Annotated in this window: 22 protein-coding genes; 9 read left to right on the top strand and 13 right to left on the bottom strand. The window is 61.8% G+C overall.

Annotated elements, in window-relative coordinates; genetic code table 11:
• Positions 1–105 precede the first annotated feature (105 nt).
• A complete protein-coding gene (locus tag AC1DU8_RS06690; RefSeq protein ID WP_457280221.1) occupies positions 106–588 on the top strand; it encodes a hypothetical protein in 483 nt (160 codons plus the stop codon).
• A gap of 496 nt (positions 589–1,084) precedes the next feature.
• Positions 1,085–1,663 carry a class I SAM-dependent methyltransferase gene (locus tag AC1DU8_RS06695; RefSeq protein WP_477726567.1) on the top strand — a complete coding sequence of 193 codons (579 nt, stop codon included), beginning with the start codon at positions 1,085–1,087 and terminating at the stop codon, positions 1,661–1,663.
• Between the two features lie 61 nt (positions 1,664–1,724).
• On the opposite strand, the gene AC1DU8_RS06700 is transcribed toward AC1DU8_RS06695, so the two are convergent.
• The 5 genes from AC1DU8_RS06700 to AC1DU8_RS06720 form a co-directional block, all read right to left on the bottom strand.
• Positions 1,725–2,645, bottom strand: a complete 921-nt coding sequence (locus AC1DU8_RS06700) for an RluA family pseudouridine synthase (protein WP_477726568.1) — start codon at positions 2,643–2,645, stop codon at positions 1,725–1,727.
• Positions 2,646–2,663: 18 nt separating this feature from the next.
• Positions 2,664–3,404: a tRNA (guanosine(46)-N7)-methyltransferase TrmB gene (gene trmB / locus AC1DU8_RS06705; protein ID WP_477701761.1), complete on the bottom strand. Its 741-nt coding sequence runs from the start codon at positions 3,402–3,404 to the stop codon at positions 2,664–2,666.
• Positions 3,401–4,381: a tRNA glutamyl-Q(34) synthetase GluQRS gene (gene gluQRS, locus AC1DU8_RS06710; RefSeq protein ID WP_477726569.1), complete on the bottom strand. Its 981-nt coding sequence runs from the start codon at positions 4,379–4,381 to the stop codon at positions 3,401–3,403. The genes trmB and gluQRS overlap by 4 nt, the downstream gene beginning before the upstream one ends.
• Positions 4,382–4,493: 112 nt before the next feature.
• Positions 4,494–5,567 carry an NAD(P)/FAD-dependent oxidoreductase gene (locus AC1DU8_RS06715; protein WP_457280226.1) on the bottom strand — a complete coding sequence of 358 codons (1,074 nt, stop codon included), beginning with the start codon at positions 5,565–5,567 and terminating at the stop codon, positions 4,494–4,496.
• Between the two features lie 180 nt (positions 5,568–5,747).
• Positions 5,748–6,695: a LysR family transcriptional regulator gene (locus tag AC1DU8_RS06720; protein ID WP_477685307.1), complete on the bottom strand. Its 948-nt coding sequence runs from the start codon at positions 6,693–6,695 to the stop codon at positions 5,748–5,750.
• Between the two features lie 124 nt (positions 6,696–6,819).
• On the opposite strand from AC1DU8_RS06720, the gene AC1DU8_RS06725 reads away from it, so the two are divergent.
• From AC1DU8_RS06725 to AC1DU8_RS06750, 6 genes are all read left to right on the top strand, one after another.
• On the top strand, positions 6,820–7,521 hold the full coding sequence (locus AC1DU8_RS06725) for a pirin family protein (RefSeq protein ID WP_477665702.1): 702 nt from the start codon (positions 6,820–6,822) through the stop codon (positions 7,519–7,521).
• Positions 7,522–7,647: 126 nt separating this feature from the next.
• Positions 7,648–8,043 carry a DoxX family protein gene (locus AC1DU8_RS06730; RefSeq protein WP_457280229.1) on the top strand — a complete coding sequence of 132 codons (396 nt, stop codon included), beginning with the start codon at positions 7,648–7,650 and terminating at the stop codon, positions 8,041–8,043.
• 96 nt (positions 8,044–8,139) lie between these two features.
• Positions 8,140–8,694: a flavodoxin family protein gene (locus AC1DU8_RS06735; protein WP_477665703.1), complete on the top strand. Its 555-nt coding sequence runs from the start codon at positions 8,140–8,142 to the stop codon at positions 8,692–8,694.
• Between the two features lie 40 nt (positions 8,695–8,734).
• Positions 8,735–9,142: an OsmC family protein gene (locus AC1DU8_RS06740; RefSeq protein ID WP_477665704.1), complete on the top strand. Its 408-nt coding sequence runs from the start codon at positions 8,735–8,737 to the stop codon at positions 9,140–9,142.
• Positions 9,139–10,023, top strand: coding sequence for a pirin family protein (locus AC1DU8_RS06745; RefSeq protein WP_457280232.1), 885 nt, complete (start codon positions 9,139–9,141; stop codon positions 10,021–10,023). Before AC1DU8_RS06740 ends, AC1DU8_RS06745 begins: the two co-directional genes overlap by 4 nt.
• 49 nt (positions 10,024–10,072) lie before the next feature.
• Positions 10,073–10,768 carry a DUF599 domain-containing protein gene (locus tag AC1DU8_RS06750; protein ID WP_457280233.1) on the top strand — a complete coding sequence of 232 codons (696 nt, stop codon included), beginning with the start codon at positions 10,073–10,075 and terminating at the stop codon, positions 10,766–10,768.
• A gap of 14 nt (positions 10,769–10,782) precedes the next feature.
• On the opposite strand, the gene egtB is transcribed toward AC1DU8_RS06750, so the two are convergent.
• Entirely contained in the window at positions 10,783–12,126 is a 1,344-nt protein-coding gene (gene egtB, locus AC1DU8_RS06755; RefSeq protein ID WP_477689324.1) for an ergothioneine biosynthesis protein EgtB, read from the bottom strand.
• 113 nt (positions 12,127–12,239) lie between these two features.
• On the bottom strand, positions 12,240–13,046 hold the full coding sequence (locus tag AC1DU8_RS06760; protein WP_477689325.1) for a sulfurtransferase: 807 nt from the start codon (positions 13,044–13,046) through the stop codon (positions 12,240–12,242).
• Between the two features lie 86 nt (positions 13,047–13,132).
• On the opposite strand from AC1DU8_RS06760, the gene dnaE reads away from it, so the two are divergent.
• The gene (gene dnaE / locus AC1DU8_RS06765) at positions 13,133–16,615 is read left to right on the top strand and encodes a DNA polymerase III subunit alpha (protein WP_477689326.1); all 3,483 of its coding nucleotides are present in this window, start codon (positions 13,133–13,135) and stop codon (positions 16,613–16,615) included.
• A 70-nt stretch (positions 16,616–16,685) separates the two neighbouring features.
• Here the strand turns inward: dnaE and tolA are convergent, their stop codons facing one another.
• Genes tolA through nusB form a run of 6 tightly spaced genes read right to left on the bottom strand, consistent with a single transcriptional unit; the run spans position 16,686 to position 20,926 of the window.
• Positions 16,686–17,564 (bottom strand): cell envelope integrity protein TolA, encoded by an 879-nt coding sequence (gene tolA, locus AC1DU8_RS06770; protein WP_477665707.1) that lies wholly within the window; start codon positions 17,562–17,564, stop codon positions 16,686–16,688.
• A gap of 16 nt (positions 17,565–17,580) precedes the next feature.
• Positions 17,581–18,021: a biopolymer transporter ExbD gene (locus AC1DU8_RS06775; protein WP_457280237.1), complete on the bottom strand. Its 441-nt coding sequence runs from the start codon at positions 18,019–18,021 to the stop codon at positions 17,581–17,583.
• Between the two features lie 18 nt (positions 18,022–18,039).
• Positions 18,040–18,732, bottom strand: coding sequence for a protein TolQ (gene tolQ, locus AC1DU8_RS06780; RefSeq protein WP_457280238.1), 693 nt, complete (start codon positions 18,730–18,732; stop codon positions 18,040–18,042).
• A 13-nt stretch (positions 18,733–18,745) separates the two neighbouring features.
• A complete protein-coding gene (ybgC, locus tag AC1DU8_RS06785; RefSeq protein WP_477689327.1) occupies positions 18,746–19,192 on the bottom strand; it encodes a tol-pal system-associated acyl-CoA thioesterase in 447 nt (148 codons plus the stop codon).
• Positions 19,189–20,385, bottom strand: coding sequence for a pyridoxal phosphate-dependent aminotransferase (locus tag AC1DU8_RS06790; RefSeq protein ID WP_477726570.1), 1,197 nt, complete (start codon positions 20,383–20,385; stop codon positions 19,189–19,191). The genes ybgC and AC1DU8_RS06790 overlap by 4 nt, the downstream gene beginning before the upstream one ends.
• Before the next feature lie 25 nt (positions 20,386–20,410).
• On the bottom strand, positions 20,411–20,926 hold the full coding sequence (gene nusB / locus AC1DU8_RS06795) for a transcription antitermination factor NusB (RefSeq protein ID WP_457280241.1): 516 nt from the start codon (positions 20,924–20,926) through the stop codon (positions 20,411–20,413).
• Between the last annotated feature and the right edge of the window lie 15 nt (positions 20,927–20,941).

Consider the following 20,941-nt stretch of genomic DNA (forward strand, 5'->3'; position numbering starts at 1 on the left):
GCCCATGAAAAACCTACCCCATCATTCCAGCGGACTGCCTGCGGTGGCCGCTGAATTCAAACATCAGGCGTCGCCAAGCCAATGAGAAGCGAGTACGGTAGGGTCTTGAGACTTTCAATCGAGCGGGGCCTTGAACGCTCCCCCTTTGGATGGCAGGCACAGAAAATCAAGTCACCTTATGTCTTCCCTGGTGAGCGCGTTTTTAGCAAGCCCGGAACTGATCGCCTCGTCTGGTGCGCCCTCGTCGTACACGAGCGCTTTGAGAAATTCACTTTTGAGGTTGGGTGGTCGCTGCATGGCCGCTTCCCCGAGCTGCGCATCCGGCCTTCTCTCCAATCTCCTGTCGAGTCCCATCACCTGCCGGAGTACATGGTCCGCCTGGGGCAACTGATAGACGGCACAGATAAATGGTGGGAAATCGAAACGTTTGTGGGCGCGTCAACCTTGCAAGACCTCATGAAGTCAACTCAGGCAATAACGCCGGAGGTTGCCCGAGCCAAGGTAGAGCCAATTGCAGCGAGTGCGTTGGCAGCCCTGGAAGCGCATGCAATGCCTTTCCTGGAGGCAGTATGCAAGGTGCACCGATAATGCCCCATCCTTCAATCGAGAGGGCGTTTTCCGGCAAGCCGCGTCACGTCTCTCATCTCAAACGTTAAGGTTGCAATTGGCACGCCTTCGATTTTCCGTCAGTGACGTTCTCTCGGCGGCACTCGCGTCCGTAATTCTCGGCGCGCTCTTGGGGGGCGCGGTGTGCCTTGCAATCATGGGGTTCGGCTGGTGGGCCGGTGTTCCTTTGCAGGGCCGGTGGCAGTGGGCCTTTCTGCCTTCGCTGATTGCTGGAGGTTGCATGTCCCTCTACATGATTTGGCTCTTCATCTCAGGCAAGCTTTTACCAGTGGAAATATGGCAACGAATCGGGGGGTTCTTTGAGGGAATCAACGATGGGCCGGTCTAAGGTGCGCGCCGATCACGCGGGACTTCAACCTAACTTGCCAGTCAATACGGACGGCCACTGGCGTGTAATTCCTTCGGTCGCACCATTTCGTGGTCGCCGGTTACGTTCACGTTAGGAGCCGAGAAACACATGCTCCACGACCCGTGGCTTAGCCGATGGCTTCCGATGCTCCAGGAGTCAGCCGACTCACTGCCGGTGCTTGAGATCGGCTGTGGAACAGGCGCAGACACGTCTACCTTGGTTGGTGCCGGCCTTTCCGTTCTCGCCTTCGATCTTTCCGCCACTTCTGTCGCCGCTGCGAGGCTCCGGGCACCTCAGGCACGCATCTCATGCCAGGACATCAGAGATCCGTTTCCCCTCCGCCCTGGCGAAGCTGGTGCCGTTGTGGCAAGCCTCACCCTGCACTACTTTCCATGGCATGAAACCCTGGAACTTGTGAGCCGGATCAGGCAGACGCTCAAGCCGGGTGGGCTGCTCTTGTGCCGGCTGAACTCGGTTGAGGACAAGAACTTTGGAGCCACTGGGCATCCTGCCATCGAGCCAAACTACTACCTTGTTGACGGCCAGGCCAAGAGGTTCTTCGATGAGCAGGGCGTCGACGAACTGTTCGCAATCGGGTGGAAGGTCTTGTCCAGGGAACACCAGACGACCAACAAGTACGTTCGCAAGAAAGCGTTGTGGGAGGTCGTGGTCCAACGCGGCGCCTGACCCATCGTTCCAGCGGACCGCCTTCGGCTTGGCGCCAGGGGCGACATATAACAAGGCCTCATCAAGGCCGCAGGTCCAGCAGTGCCAGCCGACTTTCAAAGCGTCGTTGCTCGCCCGTTACCGGGTCCATGAACGCAATGGACTTGGCCAGCAGCTGCAGCGGGTAACGGTAATCGTCGTCGGGTGTTACTTCCACCGGCGGGTACATGCGGTCATTCAGCAGCGGCAGGCCAAGCGCATTCATGTGCACGCGCAGCTGGTGCTTCTTGCCCGTTACGGGGCTGAGGGCATACAGCGCTTTGTCGTCCTTCACGTCGAGCACATCGATCAGCGTTTCGCTGTTGGGCTGGCCCTCTATTTCACGCTGCCGGAAAAAAGGCTCGTCTTCGACGATGCGGCTTTTGCGCGTGAGAGGAAAGCCGATGTCGGCGCGCCATGGCGCCACGGCTTCGTAGTGCTTGGTGACCTCATGCCGGCGAAACAATGACTGGTAGGCATCGCGCTCGGCCGGGTTGACCGAGAACAGCACCAGGCCCGCGGTTTCGCGGTCAATGCGGTGGATGGGCACCAGGCCGTCGATGCCGAGCCGGTTCTTCAGGCGCACCAGCAGCGTCTCCTGCAGGTAGTGGCCTGAGGGTGTGACGGGCAAAAAATGCGGCTTGTCGGCCACCACCAGGTGGTCGTCCTGGAACAGCACGGTCTCTTCAAACGGAATGCGGGGTTCTTCGTCCAGTGCGCGGTAGTAGTAGACGCGGATGTGGCCACGGTAGGGACGTTCGGCGGTGACGGCTTCGCCGAATTCATCGACCACCAGTCCGTCTTGCATGCGTTGCAGCCATACTTCGCGCGATATCGCCGGAAAGCGTTCCACCAGGAAATCAGTGATGCTCGGCCAGTTGCCGGCCGGCAGGCCGACGCAGCTGGGGCTGATACCTGCCCGCGTGGTCAAGCCATGCAGCCCGAGCTTGGGTGTTTTACTCACACCCGCGCAGCCGCAAGATCAGGCACGCACAAACACGACGTCCCAGACGCCGTGCCCCAGCTTGATACCGCGGTTTTCAAATTTGGTCAGTGGGCGGTAGGCTGGCTTGGGCGCATAGCCGCCGGCGCTGCTGTCCGCGGTGTTTTTCAGCAGCGGTTCAGCGCTCAGTACTTCCAGGATTTGCTCGGCATAAGGCTGCCAGTCGGTGGCGCAATGCAGGTAACCACCGGGTTTGAGGCGGGCCGCCAGTTTGGTGATCAGCGGTGGCTGGATCAGCCGGCGCTTGTTGTGTTTTTTCTTGTGCCAGGGGTCCGGGAAAAAGATGTGCGCGCCGTCGAGGCTGGCGCGGGGGAGCATGTCGTCAATCACTTCGACCGCGTCATGCTGCAGGATGCGGATGTTGGACAGCTTCTGTTCGTCGATACGCTTGAGCAGGGCGCCCACGCCGGGCGTGTGCACTTCGCAGCAAATGAAGTTCTTCTCGGGCATCAGCGCGGCAATGTGCGCCGTGGCCTCGCCCATGCCAAACCCTATTTCGAGGATGGTGGGGGCGCTACGCCCAAAGGCTTTTTCAAAATCCAGCGCTGCATCGGCATATGGCAGCAAAAACTTCGGGCCCACATCGGCAAAGGCCTTGGCCTGGCCTGCCGTGGTGCGGCCGGTGCGGCGCACAAAGCTGCGGATGTTGTGGGGCGGGTGGGTGTCGGCGGGCGCGCCTTCGGGCGAGGCAGGCGGCACGGGGGGAAGGGTTTCAATCACTTGCCGATTTTAGTCGCCCAGAGTGGCGCGGCCAGTTGCAGCCAGGCGGCGGGTGTCGCGGCGTTGGCTATTCGCTCGACTTCCAGCCCCAGCGTTTGGCCCGCCTGGGCCAGCAGCGTCAGCGGTTGGGAGGTGTCCAGCGGCTGGGCACCGTTCTGCTTGGACAGCTTTTCGCCATTGGCGCCCAGCACCAGCGGCGTGTGCAGGTAGCGCGGCAGCGGCAAGCCGAGTGCGCGCTGCAGCAGGATTTGCCGCGCGGTATTGTCGGCAAGGTCTTCACCGCGGACGATGTCGGTGATGCCCTGGGCTGCATCGTCCACCACCACGGCCAGCTGGTAGGCCCAGAGGCCGTCCGCCCGTTTCAGGACAAAGTCGCCGACATCGCGGCCGACGTCTTGCATCTGTGTACCCAGGCGGCGGTCGTCCCAACGGACTTCGGCTTGTGCGGTAGCCAGCGGCGTGGCATCAGTTGCTATTAAATTAATAGCTGCTCGCGCAATACCTGATTGGGCCAGGGCGCTATTTGGCACATAATTTGGCGTCAAAAACCGCCATGCACGTGCAGCACGGCCATGCAGCCCGTTGCGGCAGGTGCCGGGGTACACCAGTTCGCCATGGCGTTCGCGTGGCTGCCCGGACGCGGCCAGCGCCCGCGCAATGTCCTGCCGTGTGCAGGCACAGGGGTAGGCCAGGCCGCGGGTGACCAGTGAATCCAGGGCATTCTGGTACCGGGCGCCGCGTTGTGACTGGTAAACCGGTGCTTCATCGGGTACCAGGGCACAACAGGCGAGCTGTTCAAGAATGACGCGGTCTGCGCCCGGCACACAGCGCGGGGTATCGACATCTTCGATGCGTACCAGCCAGCGGCCGTGGTGCGCCCGGGCATCCAGCCAGCTGGCCAGGGCCGCCACCAGCGAGCCCGCGTGGAGCGGGCCTGTGGGAGAAGGCGCAAACCTACCTTTGTAGCCCGAGGCCATAAGCAGAAGAAACTATGAGAAAGCTAACCTGGCGGCCGCCGCGCCGGGCCGCCCCAAGCAAGGCCAGCCCCCTCGGGGGGCAGCGCAGTACGCGAAGCGACAAGCGTGGGGGCTAACAAACTTCGAGGGCCATTTCAAGGCCCGAGACAAAGCCGTCTTCCACGCGGTGGCCGAGGCACCAGTCGCCGCAGGCGCCAATGCGCGATTTGGCATCCCAGGCGTGGGTTTTGCCAAGCGGCTGCTGCGTTTGGGCATGGCGCCAGCGGTGCACCGCCGCGTGTGGTGGCTGGGCGCGGATGCCGGTCACTTCTGTGAAGGCCTTCAGCAGCTTGGCCTTGACACGCTCGGCATCGTCTTCCAGGTGGCGTTCCGACCATTCCGGGCTGGCCTGCACGGTCCAGCGTTCGATCGGGCTGCGCCCAGGCTTGGACGATTCCCGCGCCAGCCAGGCAATGCGGTGGTGCGTGCTGCGCGCTGCATTCCAATGGGGCCCCAGGTGCGCCATGGTGGGCTGCATCGCTTGCGGAAAAGCCAGCATCAGTGTCCAGCAGGGCGCAACGCTAACTTCCGACAGCTCGGCCACCAGGGGCTTGGCCTGCTGTGAGCTGAGCAACAGGGCCTGCGCCTGCGAAGACGGCACCGCCAGAATGACGGTGTCAAAGCCCGAATGGACGCGGCTGTCTGCCCCGGGCCCTTCGGTTTGCAATTGCCACTGGCTGGCGTGCAGCTTGTCGGGTTCGATCCGCATGACTTCGGTTTCCAGCGCGAGCTGGCCGGCGGCATCGAGGGGCTGGGCCCACAGCCGCACCAGTGCGTTCATGCCGGGTGAGGCGACCCAGTGGGCTTCCTTGGGCGGCAGCGCCGAGGCCACCACACGGCCCAGTTCATCGAGGATGCGCACGGTGTTGGCGCTCCAGGGCCGGACCAGCCCTGTGGCGGTGGCCAGGGCTTTTTCAAAGCGCGCGTCCCGCACGGTGAAATATTGCGTGCCGTGGTCAAACCCGCCGAATTCGCTTTCGCGTGTGGCCATCCGGCCGCCGGCGCCCCGGCTTTTTTCAAACACGGTGACGCGGTGCCCGGCCTGCACCAGGGTACGGGCGCAGGCAATGCCCGCAATGCCTGCGCCTATGACGGCAATGCGGCGCGGAGCCGCGGATTCAGGGGATCGGATGGATTTTTTTGTCATGTCTTTGTACTTTGTGCGGTTTGACGAATGGGGTGCTGCGGATCGTTCAAGTGATTTGCGGCGTCCCGGCGTATGTCATCACATCTCAACCATAAACGAAAACTTCAGGAAGCTGTTCTACGCACACACTCTACACGCAGCCGCAGCGCATGCGCAGTTATTGCGTGCCACTACGGGTTTTCATGCAGACTGGTCGCGCTCCAGCAGCGCTTTTCGCGTGGCGGGATTTTCCAGTTGCTTGAGCCACCATTGCAGCGCCCGCCCGCCATGACCGTCCACTGCGCGCAGCCACGCATAACTCATGGGCACGAGGCGCGGGGCTCGCTGCATTTTTTTCTCGACCAGCCTGCCGGTGGCGACATGCGGACGCGCAAGGTATTCAGGCAGGAAGCCGCCGCCCAGGCCGCGCAGCTGGGCTTGCAGTTTTTCCTGCATGCCGGGCACCGTAAAAATGTCCTGGCCGCCGAGCAGGCCCACAGTGATGCCGCTGCCACGCTGCACGGAATCTGCCACGGCCACGGCCCGGTGGGGCATCAGCATCGCATCCGTTATCGGTTCAGCAGCTTTTGCCAGTGGGTGATGGGGCGCCACTGCGTAGATGAAATGAATGCTGCCCAGCGTCTTGTGCTGCACCGATGTATTGACGGACGGTTCCATGGCCACCCCGATGGCCAGGTCTGCCTGGCCTGAGGTAAGCGCTTCCAGCGTGCCTGAGAGCGCTTCTTCGCGGATCCGCAGGCGTGTGGGTGGGTTCAGGGCAAAAAAAGCCTCGCACAGCTCCATCACGGTGGTGCGCGAGATCACGCTGTCCACGGCCAGCGTAAGCTGCGGCTCCCAGCCGGTGGCGACGCGTTTGACGCGATTGGCCACGGCGTCGAGTTCGGCCAGCAATCGGTTGCCTTCACGCAGCAGTTCCTTGCCGGCCTCGGTCAGCTTGGCCTGGCGCGAAGAGCGGTCAAACAGCAGCACGTCCAGGGCGTCTTCCACCTGGCGGATGCGGTAGGTGAGGGCACTGGGAACGAGGCCCAGCTCGCGTGCCGCAGCTGCCATGCTGCCGGCCCGGTGCACGGCGCCAATCAGGCTGATGCTCTCGGGGGTCAGGGCATCGCGAATCCGGTTATTGCTCATTGGGAGAAATATCATTCAAATAATTTGAATGATGCCATCAAAACGCAGCAATGAAAAGCGGGCTGCCGGCGCCTACATTGGAGTCATTGCAACGCAGTTCAACGCACCTTGAAAGGAGCACCTCATGATGGCTTTAAGAACCTCCGGCGAACGCGGTTATGCCGACCACGGCTGGCTCAAATCTTTTCATTCCTTTTCGTTCGCCGGCTATTACGACCCGGCCCACATGGGTTTTGGCAACCTGCGCGTCATCAACGAAGACCGCATTGCCGCCGGCCGCGGCTTCGGCACCCATGGCCACAAGGACATGGAAATCATCAGCTATGTGCTGAGCGGTGAGCTGGCGCACAAAGACAGCATCGGCAACATCAAGGGCATCCCGCCCGGTGATGTGCAGCGCATGAGCGCGGGCACCGGCGTGCAGCACAGCGAGTTCAACCACGCAGACGGCCAGACCACGCATTTCCTGCAAATCTGGATTGAACCCAACGTGACCGGCATTCCCCCCAGCTACGAACAAAAAACGTTTGCCGATGCCGAAAAGCGCGGCACGTTGCGGCTGGTGGCTTCGCCCGACGGCAGCCAGGGCTCGGTGCTGATCCATGCCGATGCCAGGCTCTATGCAGGCCTCTTCAACGGCGCGGAAACCGCCACGCTGTCGCTCGACGCGAAACGCAAGACCTATGTGTTCCTGGTTCGCGGACAGCTTGAAGTCAACGGCCAGGTGCTGAAGGCCGGCGATGCCGCTGCGCTGCAGGCAGAAGGCACACTGCAACTGGGCCACGGCCAGGACGCCGAGGTGCTGGTGTTTGACCTGACGCCGTAACGCCCGGTCACATGCTGTAACCCATCACCCAGGTCAAGCGCCGAATGCTGGCAGCAGTATGGCGCTTGCCCAGAGTGTTTTTTTCCTCCATCATTTCCCCGTTTACTTTATTTATAAGGACTCGTCATGCTCAATTCCCTGCAAAACCCTCTCTCCCTGATCGGCCGCTTGCTGCTGGCCCTGCTGTTTGTGCCTGCCGGCTTCAGCAAGATCGCCGGCTTTGCCGGAACGGTTGGCTACATCGCCTCCAAAGGCGTGCCGCTGCCTGAAGTCGCTGCCGCCATTGCCATCGTGGTAGAGCTCGGCCTGGGCATCCTTTTGGCCGTGGGCTTCCAGACGCGCTGGGCCGCGCTGGCCATTGGCGTCTTCACCGTCGTCATCACCTGCGTCTTTCACGCGTTCTGGGTTGATCCTGCGCAACAGATGGCGTTCTTCAAGAACATGGCCATCGTCGGCGGCCTGTTCACCGTCGCAGCTTTTGGCGGCGGCGCCTGGAGCGTAGACGGCAAGACCAAAGGCTGATCCATCAACGGGGCTGCAGCTTTGGGCATGAAGCCCTGCTGCAGCCTTTTTGTTTGCCTGCTTTAGATTTCAACTCTCTGCCGCGAAAGACACCGAATGTCCAAAGTTGTCGTGATTTACCACTCCGGCTATGGCCACACCCAACGCATGGCGCAGTCAATCGCCGAAGGCGCAGGCGCTGAACTGGTGGCCATCAATGCCGACGGCGACCTGCCCGAAGGCGGCTGGGAAACCCTCGATGCCGCCACGGCCATCATCATGGGGTCACCCACCTACATGGGCAGTGTCAGCTGGCAGTTCAAGAAATTTGCCGATGCTTCGTCCAAACCCTGGTACACCCAGGCCTGGAAGGACAAGCTGTTTGCCGGTTTCACCAACAGCGCAGCCATGGGCGGTGACAAGATGTCGACGCTGAATTACCTCTTTACTTTGGCCATGCAGCATGGCGGCATCTGGGTCAGCCAGGGCGTACTGCCCAGCAACAGCAAGGCGGCGGTGCGCAGCGACACCAACTACCTTGGCTCTTACAGTGGCGCTGTCGCACAATCGCCATCGGATGCAGGTGCCGGCGAAATGAATGCAGGCGACCTGGAAAACGCCCGCAACTTCGGGCAGCGCGTGGCCGGTATCGCCGCGAGATTCGCTCCCTGAATCAGCTTTCTAAACCAGCTTTCTTTTTACAGGAATTGTCATGACCGTTGAACTCAGGCGCAACCCTCCGGCGGAGCTGGCCCAGCATCTGCAAATCCGCAGCCACGAGCTGATTACCGACGCTACGCTGGCAGAAGGCGGTGACGATGCCGGCCCCTCACCCCACGACCTGTATGACGCGGCGCTCGGTGCCTGCAAGGCCGTGACGGTGATGTGGTACGCCCGCAAGAAGGGCATTCCCGTCGACGAGATAAAAACGCGGGTTGAGCGGGACGACTCCCAGGAGCGCGCCGGTGTCTACAGGCTTGCCACCAAACTCCAGATCAAGGGCGCCCTGACGGATGCCCAGTTGCAGGAATTGCACACCGTGGCCCAGAAATGCCCGGTGCACAAGCTCATGAGCACGGTCACGACGGAAATCACGACGGATGTGGAGCGGCTGGCATGAGCGTTGCGCTGAAACTGACAGGACATCACAAAGACCTGGGCGGCGGCTTCATGGTGCGCCGCCTGCTGCCTTCCGCGCAGCAGCAGTCGGTTGGTCCTTTCATTTTCTTTGACCACTTTGGCCCGGTGACCGAACAACCCGGTACCAACCATGACGTACGGCCGCATCCGCACATCGGCCTGGCCACTGTGACCTATCTGTTCGAAGGCGCCATGATGCACCGCGACAGCATCGGCTCTGCCCAGCGCATAGAACCCGGTGCCATCAACTGGATGACGGCAGGGCGGGGCATTGTGCATTCAGAGCGCGCGCCCGACGACCTGCGTGACATCCCATATGTGAACCATGGCTTGCAGCTGTGGGCTGCCTTGCCCGCAGAGTTTGAAGAAACAGCGCCGGGTTTTTCACACACGCCGGCGGACAGCATCCCAGAGGTATCCGTGGACGGTGCGGTGGTGCGTGTGCTGGTCGGTGAGGCATTCGGAAAAGTCTCGCCCGTCAAGACCTTCTCCAAAACTCTTTACCTGGATGTGGCGCTGGCGGCAGGCACGCCTTTCACGTTGCCGCCGCTGGCAGCGCAGATGGCGCTGTATGCGGTGGACGCCGACCTGCTGCTGGACGGCGAGCCGCTGGCAATGCACACGCTGGCGACCCTCTCGCCCGGCACAGCAGTACAGCTCAGCGCAAACACCCCGACGCGGCTGGTGGTGATTGGCGGCGATGCACTGGATGCACATCGCTTCATGTGGTGGAACTTTGTTTCCAGCCGCAAGGAACGTATCGTGCAGGCCGGCGAGGACTGGGCCGCCCAGGCCATGGGGCAGGTGCCCGGGGAGACTGAATTCATCCCGTTGCCTGAACGGAAATTCACTGCGGGCTGAGGCGCGATCAAAGCCTTTTCAGGGAAAGCGCAGCGTTTAAGATCACGCGATGCAAATTTTCAGCCTGCTTCCCTGGTCCGACTGGATGGCCATTGTCTGGTTCTTTGGCGGCTGGATGGGCTATGCATGGTTCGCCCGGCACTATGGGGTCAAACGGCCTTCGCTGCTGCGTACCACCAACCGTTACCGGCACCATTGGCTGATACAGGCCACGTCGCGCGACCCGCGCGTGATCGACGGCATCATCACGCAGAATCTTTCCAGCACACCGGCATTTTTCTCTTCAACCACGATCATCATCATCGGTGGGCTGTTCGCGCTGCTGGGCACCACCGACAAGGCGGCCGAGCTGGTGCGCGAAATCCCGTTTGCCGTGCGCACCTCGGTACTGATTTTCGACCTCAAGGTGCTGCTGATGGTGGCCGTGTTTGTTTATGCGTTTTTCCGCTTCAGCTGGTCCATGCGCCAATACACCTTTGTCGCCCTGCTGATTGGCTCCATGCCGTCGCCGCAGGAGTTTGAGGTGGGGAAGTTCGACCGTGAAGCGTTTGCCACGCGCGCCAGCCGCATGGTGAGCCTGGCGGCCGAAACCTTTAACGACGGGCTCCGGGCCTACTACTTCAGCTTCGGCATCATGGCCTGGTTTTTTTCCACCTTTGCGTTTGCGCTGGCCACCGCCGTGGTGGTGCTGATTTTGTACAACCGCGAATTCAACTCGGATGTGCTGGACGTGTTGCGCGAATAGCCTGACAGTGCTTCTCAGGGCCGGCCGTCGGGCAGGTCACGCGCCAGGCGCAGGCCGCTGAATTGCCAGCGGGCATCGGGCGGAAAAAAGTTGCGGTAGCTGGCACGTATGTGGCTTTGCGGCGTGGCGCAGGAGCCTCCGCGCAGCACAAACTGGTTGCACATGAACTTGCCGTTGTACTCACCCACCAGGCCTTCCCAGGGCCTGTAACCGGGGTAGGGGTTGTAGTTCGACTGTGTCCATTCCCAGACGTCGCCGTACATTTGGGCCGGCAGGCCGTGGCTTTCCTCCTGCTGCGGCAGGGGGTGGTATGCCGATTTTTCTACAAAATTGCCTTGCGGCACAGGGCTGGCCGCCACACTGCGTGCTGCCAGTTCCCATTCAAACTCGGTCGGCAGGCGTGCACCGGCCCAGCGTGCAAAGGCGTCAGCTTCGAAGTAGCTGAGGTGGCAGGCCGGCGTGTTCGGATCCACGTCGATCAGCCCCTGCAGTGTGAAGTGCCGGTAACTCCCTTCGCTGCCCTGCCAGTAAAAGGGCAGGCTGAGACTGTTCTCAGTCACCCAGTCCCAGCCCATGGAAAGCCACAACTCCGGGCGCTGATAGCCCTTGTCGGCGATGAAGGCGATGAACTCGCCGTTGGTCACCGGCCGACTGGCGAGTTCGAAGGCCGCCACGTACGCCTTGTGGCGCGGCGTTTCATTGTCGAAGGCGAATTCGCCGTCGCGCGCCGCGTCAAAACCGTGTTCCACCAGACCGGCCTCATGGCGCAGCCAGTCCACCGGTTGCGGATGTATGCCGGCAAGCGGCCAGCGGCTGGCATAGGCGGGACGTGCCGGATTGAAAGACAGCGCGTGCTTGATGTCGGTCAGCAGCAGTTCCTGGTGCTGTTGCTCGTGGTGCAGACCGAGGGTGACCAGTTCCGCTAATTCTCTGCGCTGCGCGGTGTCGGTGCCGGCCTCCACCTGTGCGATCACTTCCAGCATGCGCTGGTCGACCTGTGCGCGATAGGCCAGCACCTCATCGAGGGAGGGGCGGCTGATCAGTCCGCGTTTGGGCCGCGGGTACTTGTCGCCTACGCCGTTGTAGTAGCTGTTGAACAGCACCCTGAAGCCTGGATCAAACGGCTTGAAGTCCGGTTCAAACCGCTCGAGGATGAAAGTCTCGAAGAACCAGGTCAGGTGAGCCAGATGCCATTTGGCAGGGCTGGCGTCCGGCATTGACTGGAGTTGGCAGTCTTCGGGGCTCAGGGGTTTGATCAGGGCTTCGGTTTGCTGGCGTACCGCGCTGAACCGAGTGGCCAATGCGGACGACCGGGCCTTGGCGCCGGGGATGCGTGAATGGGATGACTCGAGGGGCATGATGGCTACCGTGTATTTGGGGGCGGGCTCCGCCTCATTGGCATGCACAAAATAAGGCAGGGTGCGGATGTGACGGTGGTGAGCAACTAAAAGCTTCGCACGGCACTCATTCCTCAGCTGTCAGACAAGACCCCGAATGCTGGAGGTACAGCCAGGGGAACAGGCCTTGACAGTGGTTTGGCCACGGGATTGACCTGGGGTTTCAGTTCAGGGTCCAGGGCGCGCCGCTCGTCAAACACAAAACATTCGCCGTCAAAATGCGCGCGCCCGCTTTCCTCAAAATACTTGAGGATGCCGCCATCGAGCTGCCAGACGTTTTCGATACCGGCTTCGCGCATGAGGATGGCTGCCTTTTCGCAGCGAATGCCGCCGGTGCAAAAACTCACGACAGTTTTGCCCGCAAGCTCTTGCCGGTGTGCCAGCAGGGCCTGGGGAAATTCGGTGAACTTGCTGATGCGCCAGTCGATGGCGTTTTTGAAAGTGCCGACATCGGCCTCAAAGTCATTGCGGGTGTCCAGCGTCACCACCGGGCGGCCGGTATCATCGCAGCCCGCGTCAAGCCATCGCTTGAGCGTGGCGGCGTCCACCGCCGGAGCGCGCCCAGCGGCCGGCTGGATAGCGGGGTGGTTCATGCGGATGATTTCCGGCTTGACTTTGACCAGCAGCTTGCGAAACGGCTGGGCACTTGACCAGCTTTCCTTGGCTTGCAGGTCGCTGAAGCGGGCATCCTGTTTCAGCCATGCCAAAAAATCATGAATATCTGCCGCCGGGCCCGCCAGGAAGAGGTTGATTCCTTCTTCTGCCAGCAGTACCGTGCCTTTGATCGCGCGTTGTTGGAGCGCCTGTTCGATGCTGCCCTGCAGCATCGCAGGGTGCGCCAGCGTGACGAATTTATAGGCCGCAATGTTCAGGATTTGCATGATCCGGTCGATTGTAGGCAGGCATGCGGGGCCTTGCACTGCGTCACGGCGCCTCAGCGGACAGCCTCGGCCCTAAAATGACCTTTATGTTTGTTCATTTGCGCCTTCACACCGAGTTTTCAGTCGTCGACGGCACCAACCGCATCGATGAAGTTGTGGCCGCTGCGGCTGCCGACCACCAGCCGGCCCTGGCCATCACCGACCTCAGCAATCTGTTCGGGACGGTCAAGTTTTACAAGGAAACCCGGGGTGCTGGTGTCAAACCCCTGATTGGGGCCGATGTGTGGGTGCAGGTGCCGGGCAAGGACGCCGGGGCGCCCGCCGCGCGCCTGCTGCTGCTGGTGCAAAACCGTCAGGGCTACCTGAATCTGTCCGAGATCCTGACGCGGGCCTGGACAAAAAACGTGGTGCGCGACCAGGCGGTGGTCAAGCTCGAATGGCTGCAGGAACTCAATGAAGGCCTGATTGCGCTGTCGGGGGCGCAGGGCGGGGCTGTGGGCCAGGCGCTGCTGCAGGGCGACAGCGCACGCGCCGTCGAATGTGCGCTGTACTTTGCGGGCCTCTTCCCGCACCGTTTTTACCTCGAACTGCAACGCGCCCAGCGTCCCGATGACGAACGTCATGTGGCGGCCGCCGTTCAGCTGGCCGCGCGGCTCAAGCTGCCGGTGGTGGCGACCCACCCAGTGCAGTTCCTGACTTACGACGATTACGAGGCACATGAGGCCCGGGTGTGTATTTCGGAAGGCGAAATCCTGGGCAACACGCGCCGCGTGCGCAAGTTCACGCGGGAGCAGTACTTCAAGTCGGCCGCGCAGATGGCGGCGCTTTTTGCCGATGTGCCCACCGCGCTGGCCAACACCGTGGAAATTGCCCGGCGCTGCAACCTCACGCTGGAGCTGGGAAAACCCATGCTGCCCGACTATCCCACGCCGGAAGTCAATGGCGTGCGCATGCCGATCAATGAATACTTCCGCCACGCGTCGTTTGAAGGGCTGGAAGAGCGCCTGACTCACCTGTACCGCGACGTGGCCGTGCGCGACCAGAAGCGGCCCGAGTATGTGAAGCGCCTGGAGTTCGAGATCAACACCATCCTCAAGATGGGTTTCCCGGGCTACTTCCTGATCGTGGGTGACTTCATCAACTGGGCCAAGAACAACGGCTGCCCGGTGGGGCCGGGCCGGGGCTCGGGCGCGGGCTCGCTGGTGGCGTATTCACTCAAGATCACCGACCTGGACCCGCTGCAGTACAACCTGCTGTTCGAGCGCTTCCTGAATCCGGAACGGGTATCCATGCCCGACTTCGACATCGACTTTTGCCAGAGCAACCGCGACCGCGTGATCGATTACGTGAAAGACAAATACGGCAAGGAAGCCGTGAGCCAGATCGTGACCTTCGGCACCATGGCCGCGCGCGCCGCCATCCGCGACGTGGGCCGCGTGCTCGACTTTCCGTATGGCTTTTGCGACGGCATTTCCAAGCTGATTCCGAACAAACCGGGCCAGCACATCACGATTGAACAGGCAAAGGAGCAGGAGCCCATCCTGGCCGAGCGCGAGCGCAAGGAAGAGGACGTACAAACCCTGCTGGCGCTCGCGCAAAAGCTCGAGGGCCTGACCCGCAACGTCGGCATGCATGCCGGGGGCGTGCTGATCGCCCCCAGCAAGCTGACCGATTTTTGCCCGCTCTATGCCCAGCCTGGCAGCGATTCCGCCGTGAGCCAGTTCGACAAGGACGACGTGGAAGCGATCGGCCTGGTCAAGTTCGACTTTTTGGGCCTGGCCACGCTGACCATCCTGGAAATCGCCCGGGAGTTCATCATCGCGCGCCACCCGGCGCAAAAAGACTTCAAGTTTGAAGACCTGCCACTCAACGACCGAAAGGTTTACGAGTTGTTCGGCCGGGGCCAGACCGAAGCCGTGTTCCAGTTTGAAAGTATCGGCATGCAGCGCATGCTGAAAGACGCGAAGCCGGACCGCCTGGAAGACCTGATCGCCATGAATGCGCTCTACCGGCCAGGGCCGATGGAGCTGATCCCGACCTACATCGCGCGCAAGCAGGGCAAGGAAGTGCCCGAATACCCGGACCCGCGCGTCAAGACCATTCTCGAAGAGACCTACGGCATCATGGTCTACCAGGAGCAGGTGATGCAGACCGCGCAGATCCTGGGCGGCTATTCGCTAGGCGGCGCCGACTTGCTGCGCCGCGCCATGGGCAAGAAGAAAAAAGAAGAGATGGACGCCCAGCGCGAGATCTTCCGCAAGGGTGCGGGCGAGGGCGGCCTGAGCGAGGAGAAAGCCGACGAGGTTTTCGACCTGATGGAAAAATTCGCGGGCTACGGCTTCAACAAGTCGCACTCCGCCGCCTATGCGCTGCTGGCCTACCACACAGCCTGGCTGAAGGTGCACTACACCGCTGAATTCTTCGCCGCCAACATGACGGTGGAAATGGACGACACCGACAAGCTCAAGATCCTGTTCGGTGACGCGCAGAAGATGGGCATCCAGTTCGAGTCGCCCGACATCAACCGCGGCGACTACCGCTTCGAGCCGATCAGCGCCACATCGGTGCGTTACGGCCTGGGCGCCGTCAAGGGCACGGGCCAGCAGGCGATTGCCGCCATCGTGGCGGCGCGCAAGGAAGGCGGCCCGTTCACCTCGCTCTACGATTTTTGCGTACGTGTGGACCGCAGCCGGCTCAACAAGCGCACGGTCGAGGCCCTCATCAAGGGCGGAGCTTTTGACAACCTGCAGCTCAACCGTGCGTCGCTGCTGGCGTCGGTGGACCGCGCCTTTGAGTTTGCCGCTGCGACCGAAGCCAATGCCAACCAGGGCGGGCTGTTCGACATGTCCGACTCGCACGCGGCCAGCACCCAGGAGCCGGCGCTGGTCGAGGCTATGCCTTTCGGTGTGAAGGCGCGGCTGGTACTGGAAAAAACGGCGATCGGGTTTTACCTCTCGGGCCACCTCTTTGACGAGGTGGAGACCGAAGTGCGCCAGTTTGCCAAGCGCAAGATTGAGGACCTGATCGATTCGCGCGAACCTCAGCTTCTGGCTGCCATTCTGAGCGACCTGCGCGTCATCAACGGCAACCGCGGCAAGCTGATCATTTTCAAGCTCGACGACAAGACCGACGTGCTTGAAGCCTCGGTGGACGAAACGACCTTCAACGCCAACCGTAACCTGCTCAAGGACGACGAACTGGTGATCGTGCAGGGCACGCTGCAGGGTGCGTCGGAGCGCTTCGGCCGCCGCTTCAAGGTCACGCAGGTCTGGGACCTGGAAACTGCCCGCTGCAAATTCGGCAAGTACCTGCGCGTTGCGGTCAACGGCACGGCGCCGGATATTTCCAGGCTGGTCAGGGACTTCCCGCCACGCCGCGAGATGTCAGACCAGGGAGAGTTGAGCCGCGGTTTGCCGGTACGGTTGAGCCTCAGGCGCCAAGGCGAGGCCGGCGGCGTGACAGCGGAGCTTCATCTGGGGGAAGCGGCCAAATTCTTCCCCACCGATGCCGCGCTGGCCAGCTGGATGGCGCAGGCCGACAAAGGGCTGGTGCAGATTGTTTATGAATGAAATTGGCCTCTGGGCCAATAAGGATGTGCGCGAGCAGCTATTGAATTGATAGCGGACTGTTGCGCGGGGCCTAGTCCTTGGGCCTGAATTCCAGAATCATGGGCGTTGGAACCCGCCCATCCACGTCGCGCGGCATGGTGCCAGTGCGGATGATGGCCTTGATCACCGCATCGTCCCAGGCTTTGTTACCGCTGGATTTGACCAGGCGCTGGCTGATGACGGTGCCGTCCAGTGTGGTGCGCACTTCCACCTCGGCGGTCGGGTTGCCCGCAATGTCTTCGGTGAACACGATATTGGGCACGACCTTGGCCCTGACCTTGCCACCATAACTTGCTGAGGGCCCACCGGCTTTTTGCGCTGTGCCTTTGGCCTCGGCGCCGCCGGTGGCACCGGCCTGGCCCATCATTCGCTTGAGGTTTTCGTCGCGCAGCTTCTTCGCAGCAGCATCGGCCAGTTTTTGCTTCTCGTCGTCTTTCGCGTCCTGCTTCTTCGCTTCGGCCTTTTTGGCGTCTTCGGCAGCCTTGCGTTTGGCCTGCTCTTCTTTGGCCTTCAGTTCTTTTTCTTTTTTCGCGAGCTGTTCGGCCTTGAGCTTTTCCTGCTTCTGGTTCTCGGCCTCTTTCTGCTGCTGCAACAGCTTGCGCTTTTTCTCCTGCTCCAGGGCGATATCGACATTGGATGCCGGCGGCGGCGTCTTCACTTCCGGCGTGGGGCGCGCGGGTGGGGGCGGCGGTGGGGTAGGGGCTTCCACCAGTTTGGGCGCTGCCGCCTGCGGCACACTGGACCAGATTTCTGCATCAAACGACACGGCCTTGTCGCTGTGTTTCCAGTTGATGCCCCAGGTCAGCGCGGCCATCAGCAGGATGTGGGCGAACAAGGCCAGCCCGAACGCGCGCAACGACCCGCTGTCGCGGGGCGGTCCGAATTCGAGGCGATCTGCGGCGCTGGGCATGGCGGGTTACGGGCGGCTACTTGTTGCCGGTTTGTACCGAAAGGCCCACGCGTGACACCCCGGCTTTTTGCAGGTTGTCCATGACCTGGACCACGGTTTCGTACTTGATCGATTTGTCGGCGCTGATGACCACGGGCACAGCTTCGGCGCCAGCGGCTTTCACGGCCGGCTCCAGCCGTGCGATGTCGCCTGCGACGTTGCGCACGTTGCTGGGCACGCTGTCGGTCTTGATCTTGATCTGCACGGTTTCATCCTTGCTGATCAGGATCTGCACCGGGTTCTGCGGCTGGCTGGGTGCCTTGCCGACCTTGGGCAGCGCGATCATGCTGGGCGTGATGAGCGGCGCCGTCACCATGAAGATGATGAGCAGCACCAGCATGACGTCGATGAACGGCACCATGTTGATTTCGCTGATGGTGCGTCGGTTGCGGCCGCGGCGGGAATTGACTGCTGGCATGGCGGTCTCCTTACAGCTCTAGTGTCCCGAAGGAGATTGGGCGCCCAGGTTGCGCTGCAGGATGTTGGAAAACTCTTCGATGAAGGTTTCGAGCCGGTTGGCAACGCGGTCAATGTCGTGCGAGAAACGGTTGTAGGCCACCACAGCCGGAATGGCGGCGAACAGGCCGATGGCGGTGGCGACCAGCGCCTCGGCAATGCCCGGTGCCACTGTGGCCAGCGTGACCTGCTCCAGGGCCGCCAGGCCGGTGAAGGCGTGCATGATGCCCCAGACCGTGCCGAAGAGGCCGACGTAAGGCGAGACGGAGCCAACGGTGGCAAGGAAGGAGAGATTGGCTTCGATCGCGTCCACCTCACGCTGGTAGCTTGCGCGCATGGCGCGGCGCGCGCCGTCCAGCAGGGTACCGGCGTCGGTGATGCGGCGCTCGCGCAGCTTCTGGTATTCACGCATGCCGCTGGCAAAAATGCGTTCCATGGGGCCGGAGTGCTTGGCGTTTTGCGCAGCACCGGCGAAAAGGTCGTTGAGGCTCGTACCCGACCAGAACTCGCGGTCGAATTCGTCATTGAGCTTTTGCACTTTTTTCAGGGCAATGATCTTCCTGAAGATGGCGGCCCAGCTGGCGATGGACACGCCCACCAGCAACGCCACCACGGCCTGAACGACCCAGCTGGCATTGAGGATGAGGCTGACGATGGAGAGGTCTTGATTCATGTTGAAGCTTTGCTCAAGTTTTTAGGCTGTCAAGAATGGCAGCAGGAATCCGCCTGGGCTGCAGGCTGGCGGCGTCGACCCAGCCGATCCTGATACTTCCTTCACAGAGCAAGATGGGTGGTTGTCCCTCTTCTTGCCCTGTTTTTTGCTCTGTTTTTAATAGCACCTGCTGCCCGATTATCATGGACGCGCGGCCTGCTTCGACCAGGCTTGCCGTAACAATGAGTTCATCGTCCAGGCGGGCAGGGCGATGGTAGCGGATGCTGGTTTCTGCCACCACAAATATGCCACCGGTACTTTCCCTCAGGCGCTGTTGTTCAACACCGAGTGATCTGAGCCACTCGGTGCGCGAACGTTCAAAAAATTTCAGGTAGTTCGCGTAAAAAACAATGCCGCCGGCGTCGGTGTCTTCCCAATACACCCTTACCGGCCAACTAAAAACGCGCGCAGCCGGCTTCATGCCAGCACCGCCTTGAGCCGGGCCACAGCTTCCTTCAATTGATCCATGGAGTTGGCCGTGGAAAACCGTACGAATTGTTCAGGTGCCGCATGTCCGAAGTCACGGCCCGGCGTGACGGCCAGGTGGGCACGCTTCATGAGCTCGAAGGCGAAGTCCCAGCTGCCGCTGACACCCAGGCGGGCGGCCGCGGCAGTGCAATCGGCGTAGGCATAAAACGCGCCGTCCGGCATCACCGGAACCGTGAGCCCCAGGCGGTTGAGCTCGGGAATGAAGTAGTCGCGGCGCGCCTTGAATTCGGCGCGGCGGCGTTCGTACTCTTGCAGGCTCTCCGGCTCGAAGCAGGCCAGGGCGGCATGCTGGGCCACGGTGCTGGCGCAGATAAAGAGGTTTTGCGCGATGCGCTCGATCACCGGCGCCAGCGCTTCGGGCACCACCAGCCAGCCCAGGCGCCAGCCGGTCATGTTGAAGTATTTGCTGAAGCTGTTGATGCTGATCACGCTGTGGCCCAGCTCGCCGGGCATGGCCAGCGCCGAATGGCCGAAGTGCTCTTCGTAGCTCAGGCCCAGGTAGATTTCATCGATCAGCGTGATGCCGCCGCGGCTGTGCACAAATTCGTGGATGCGCTGCAGCTCTTCCGGTGCGATGGACGTGCCCGTCGGATTGGACGGGGATGCCAGCAGCACGCCGCGTGTTTTGGAGTTCCATGCCGCTTCCACCTTTTCGCGGGTCAGCTGAAAGCGTTCTTCGGCGGTGGTGGGGACCAGCACCGCATTGCCTTCTGCCGCACTGACGAAATGCCGGTTGCAGGGGTAGCTCGGGTCGGGCATCAGGATTTCGTCCCCCGCCTCAATCAGGGCCAGGCAGGCCAGTTGCAAGGCAGCGGAGGCGCCCGCGGTGATGATGATGCGGTTGGGCGCCACCTGCGCCCCGAAGCGGGAGGAGTACCAGCCGCTGATGCGTTCTCGCAGGGCCGGCAAGCCGGTGGCCTGGGTGTATTGCGTGGTGCCGCGCTCGATGGCGCGGGCTGCGGCCTGTTGCACCAGAGGCGGCGCCGTGAAGTCGGGCTCGCCGATGTTCAGGAAGATCATGGGCGATGCGCTGTGCGCAAATTCCTGCGCCAGCGCAGAGGCCGCTTTGGCAACCTCCATGACATAGAAGGGCTCAATCCGCTGAGCCCGCTGGGCGATTTTCAAGGCTGGCCTTTCACGGGGCGAGCCCCTATCGGGATTTGTCGGCAGCGACTTCAGCGGCGCGCAGCGAGGGCGCCATTTTGTTCAGGACCCCGTTGACGTACTTGTGGCCGTCGGTGCCGCCAAAGGCTTTGGCAAGCTCGATGCACTCGTTGATCACGACACGCCAGGGTACATCGAGGCAGTGGGTGAACTCATAGGCGCCTATCCACAGCACAGCATGCTCCACCGGCGATATTTCGGCCATGGGCCGGTCCAGCAGGGGCGTGATGTTTGCATCGAGCGTTGCCGCGCCTTCGATGCAGCCATGCAAAAGCGCATCGTAGTGGGCGGAGTCGGCTTTGTGAAAACCCACGAGGTCTCGGGTAAACGCGTCAATCGAATCCGCTTCGTTTCGGCCTACCAGGTGCTGGTAGAGCGCCTGCAGTGCGAACTCGCGTGCGCGCGTGCGGGCGGATTTGTCCGCCGCCTTTTTGACGCCGGTGTCGGTCAGGCCGGTGCGGGTTTGGGGCGGGCGTTTGGGTTTGGTGATGGGGTCTGCCATGAAGTGCCAGTCAGG

The organism is Polaromonas sp. P3_A5 (genome assembly GCF_056403055.1).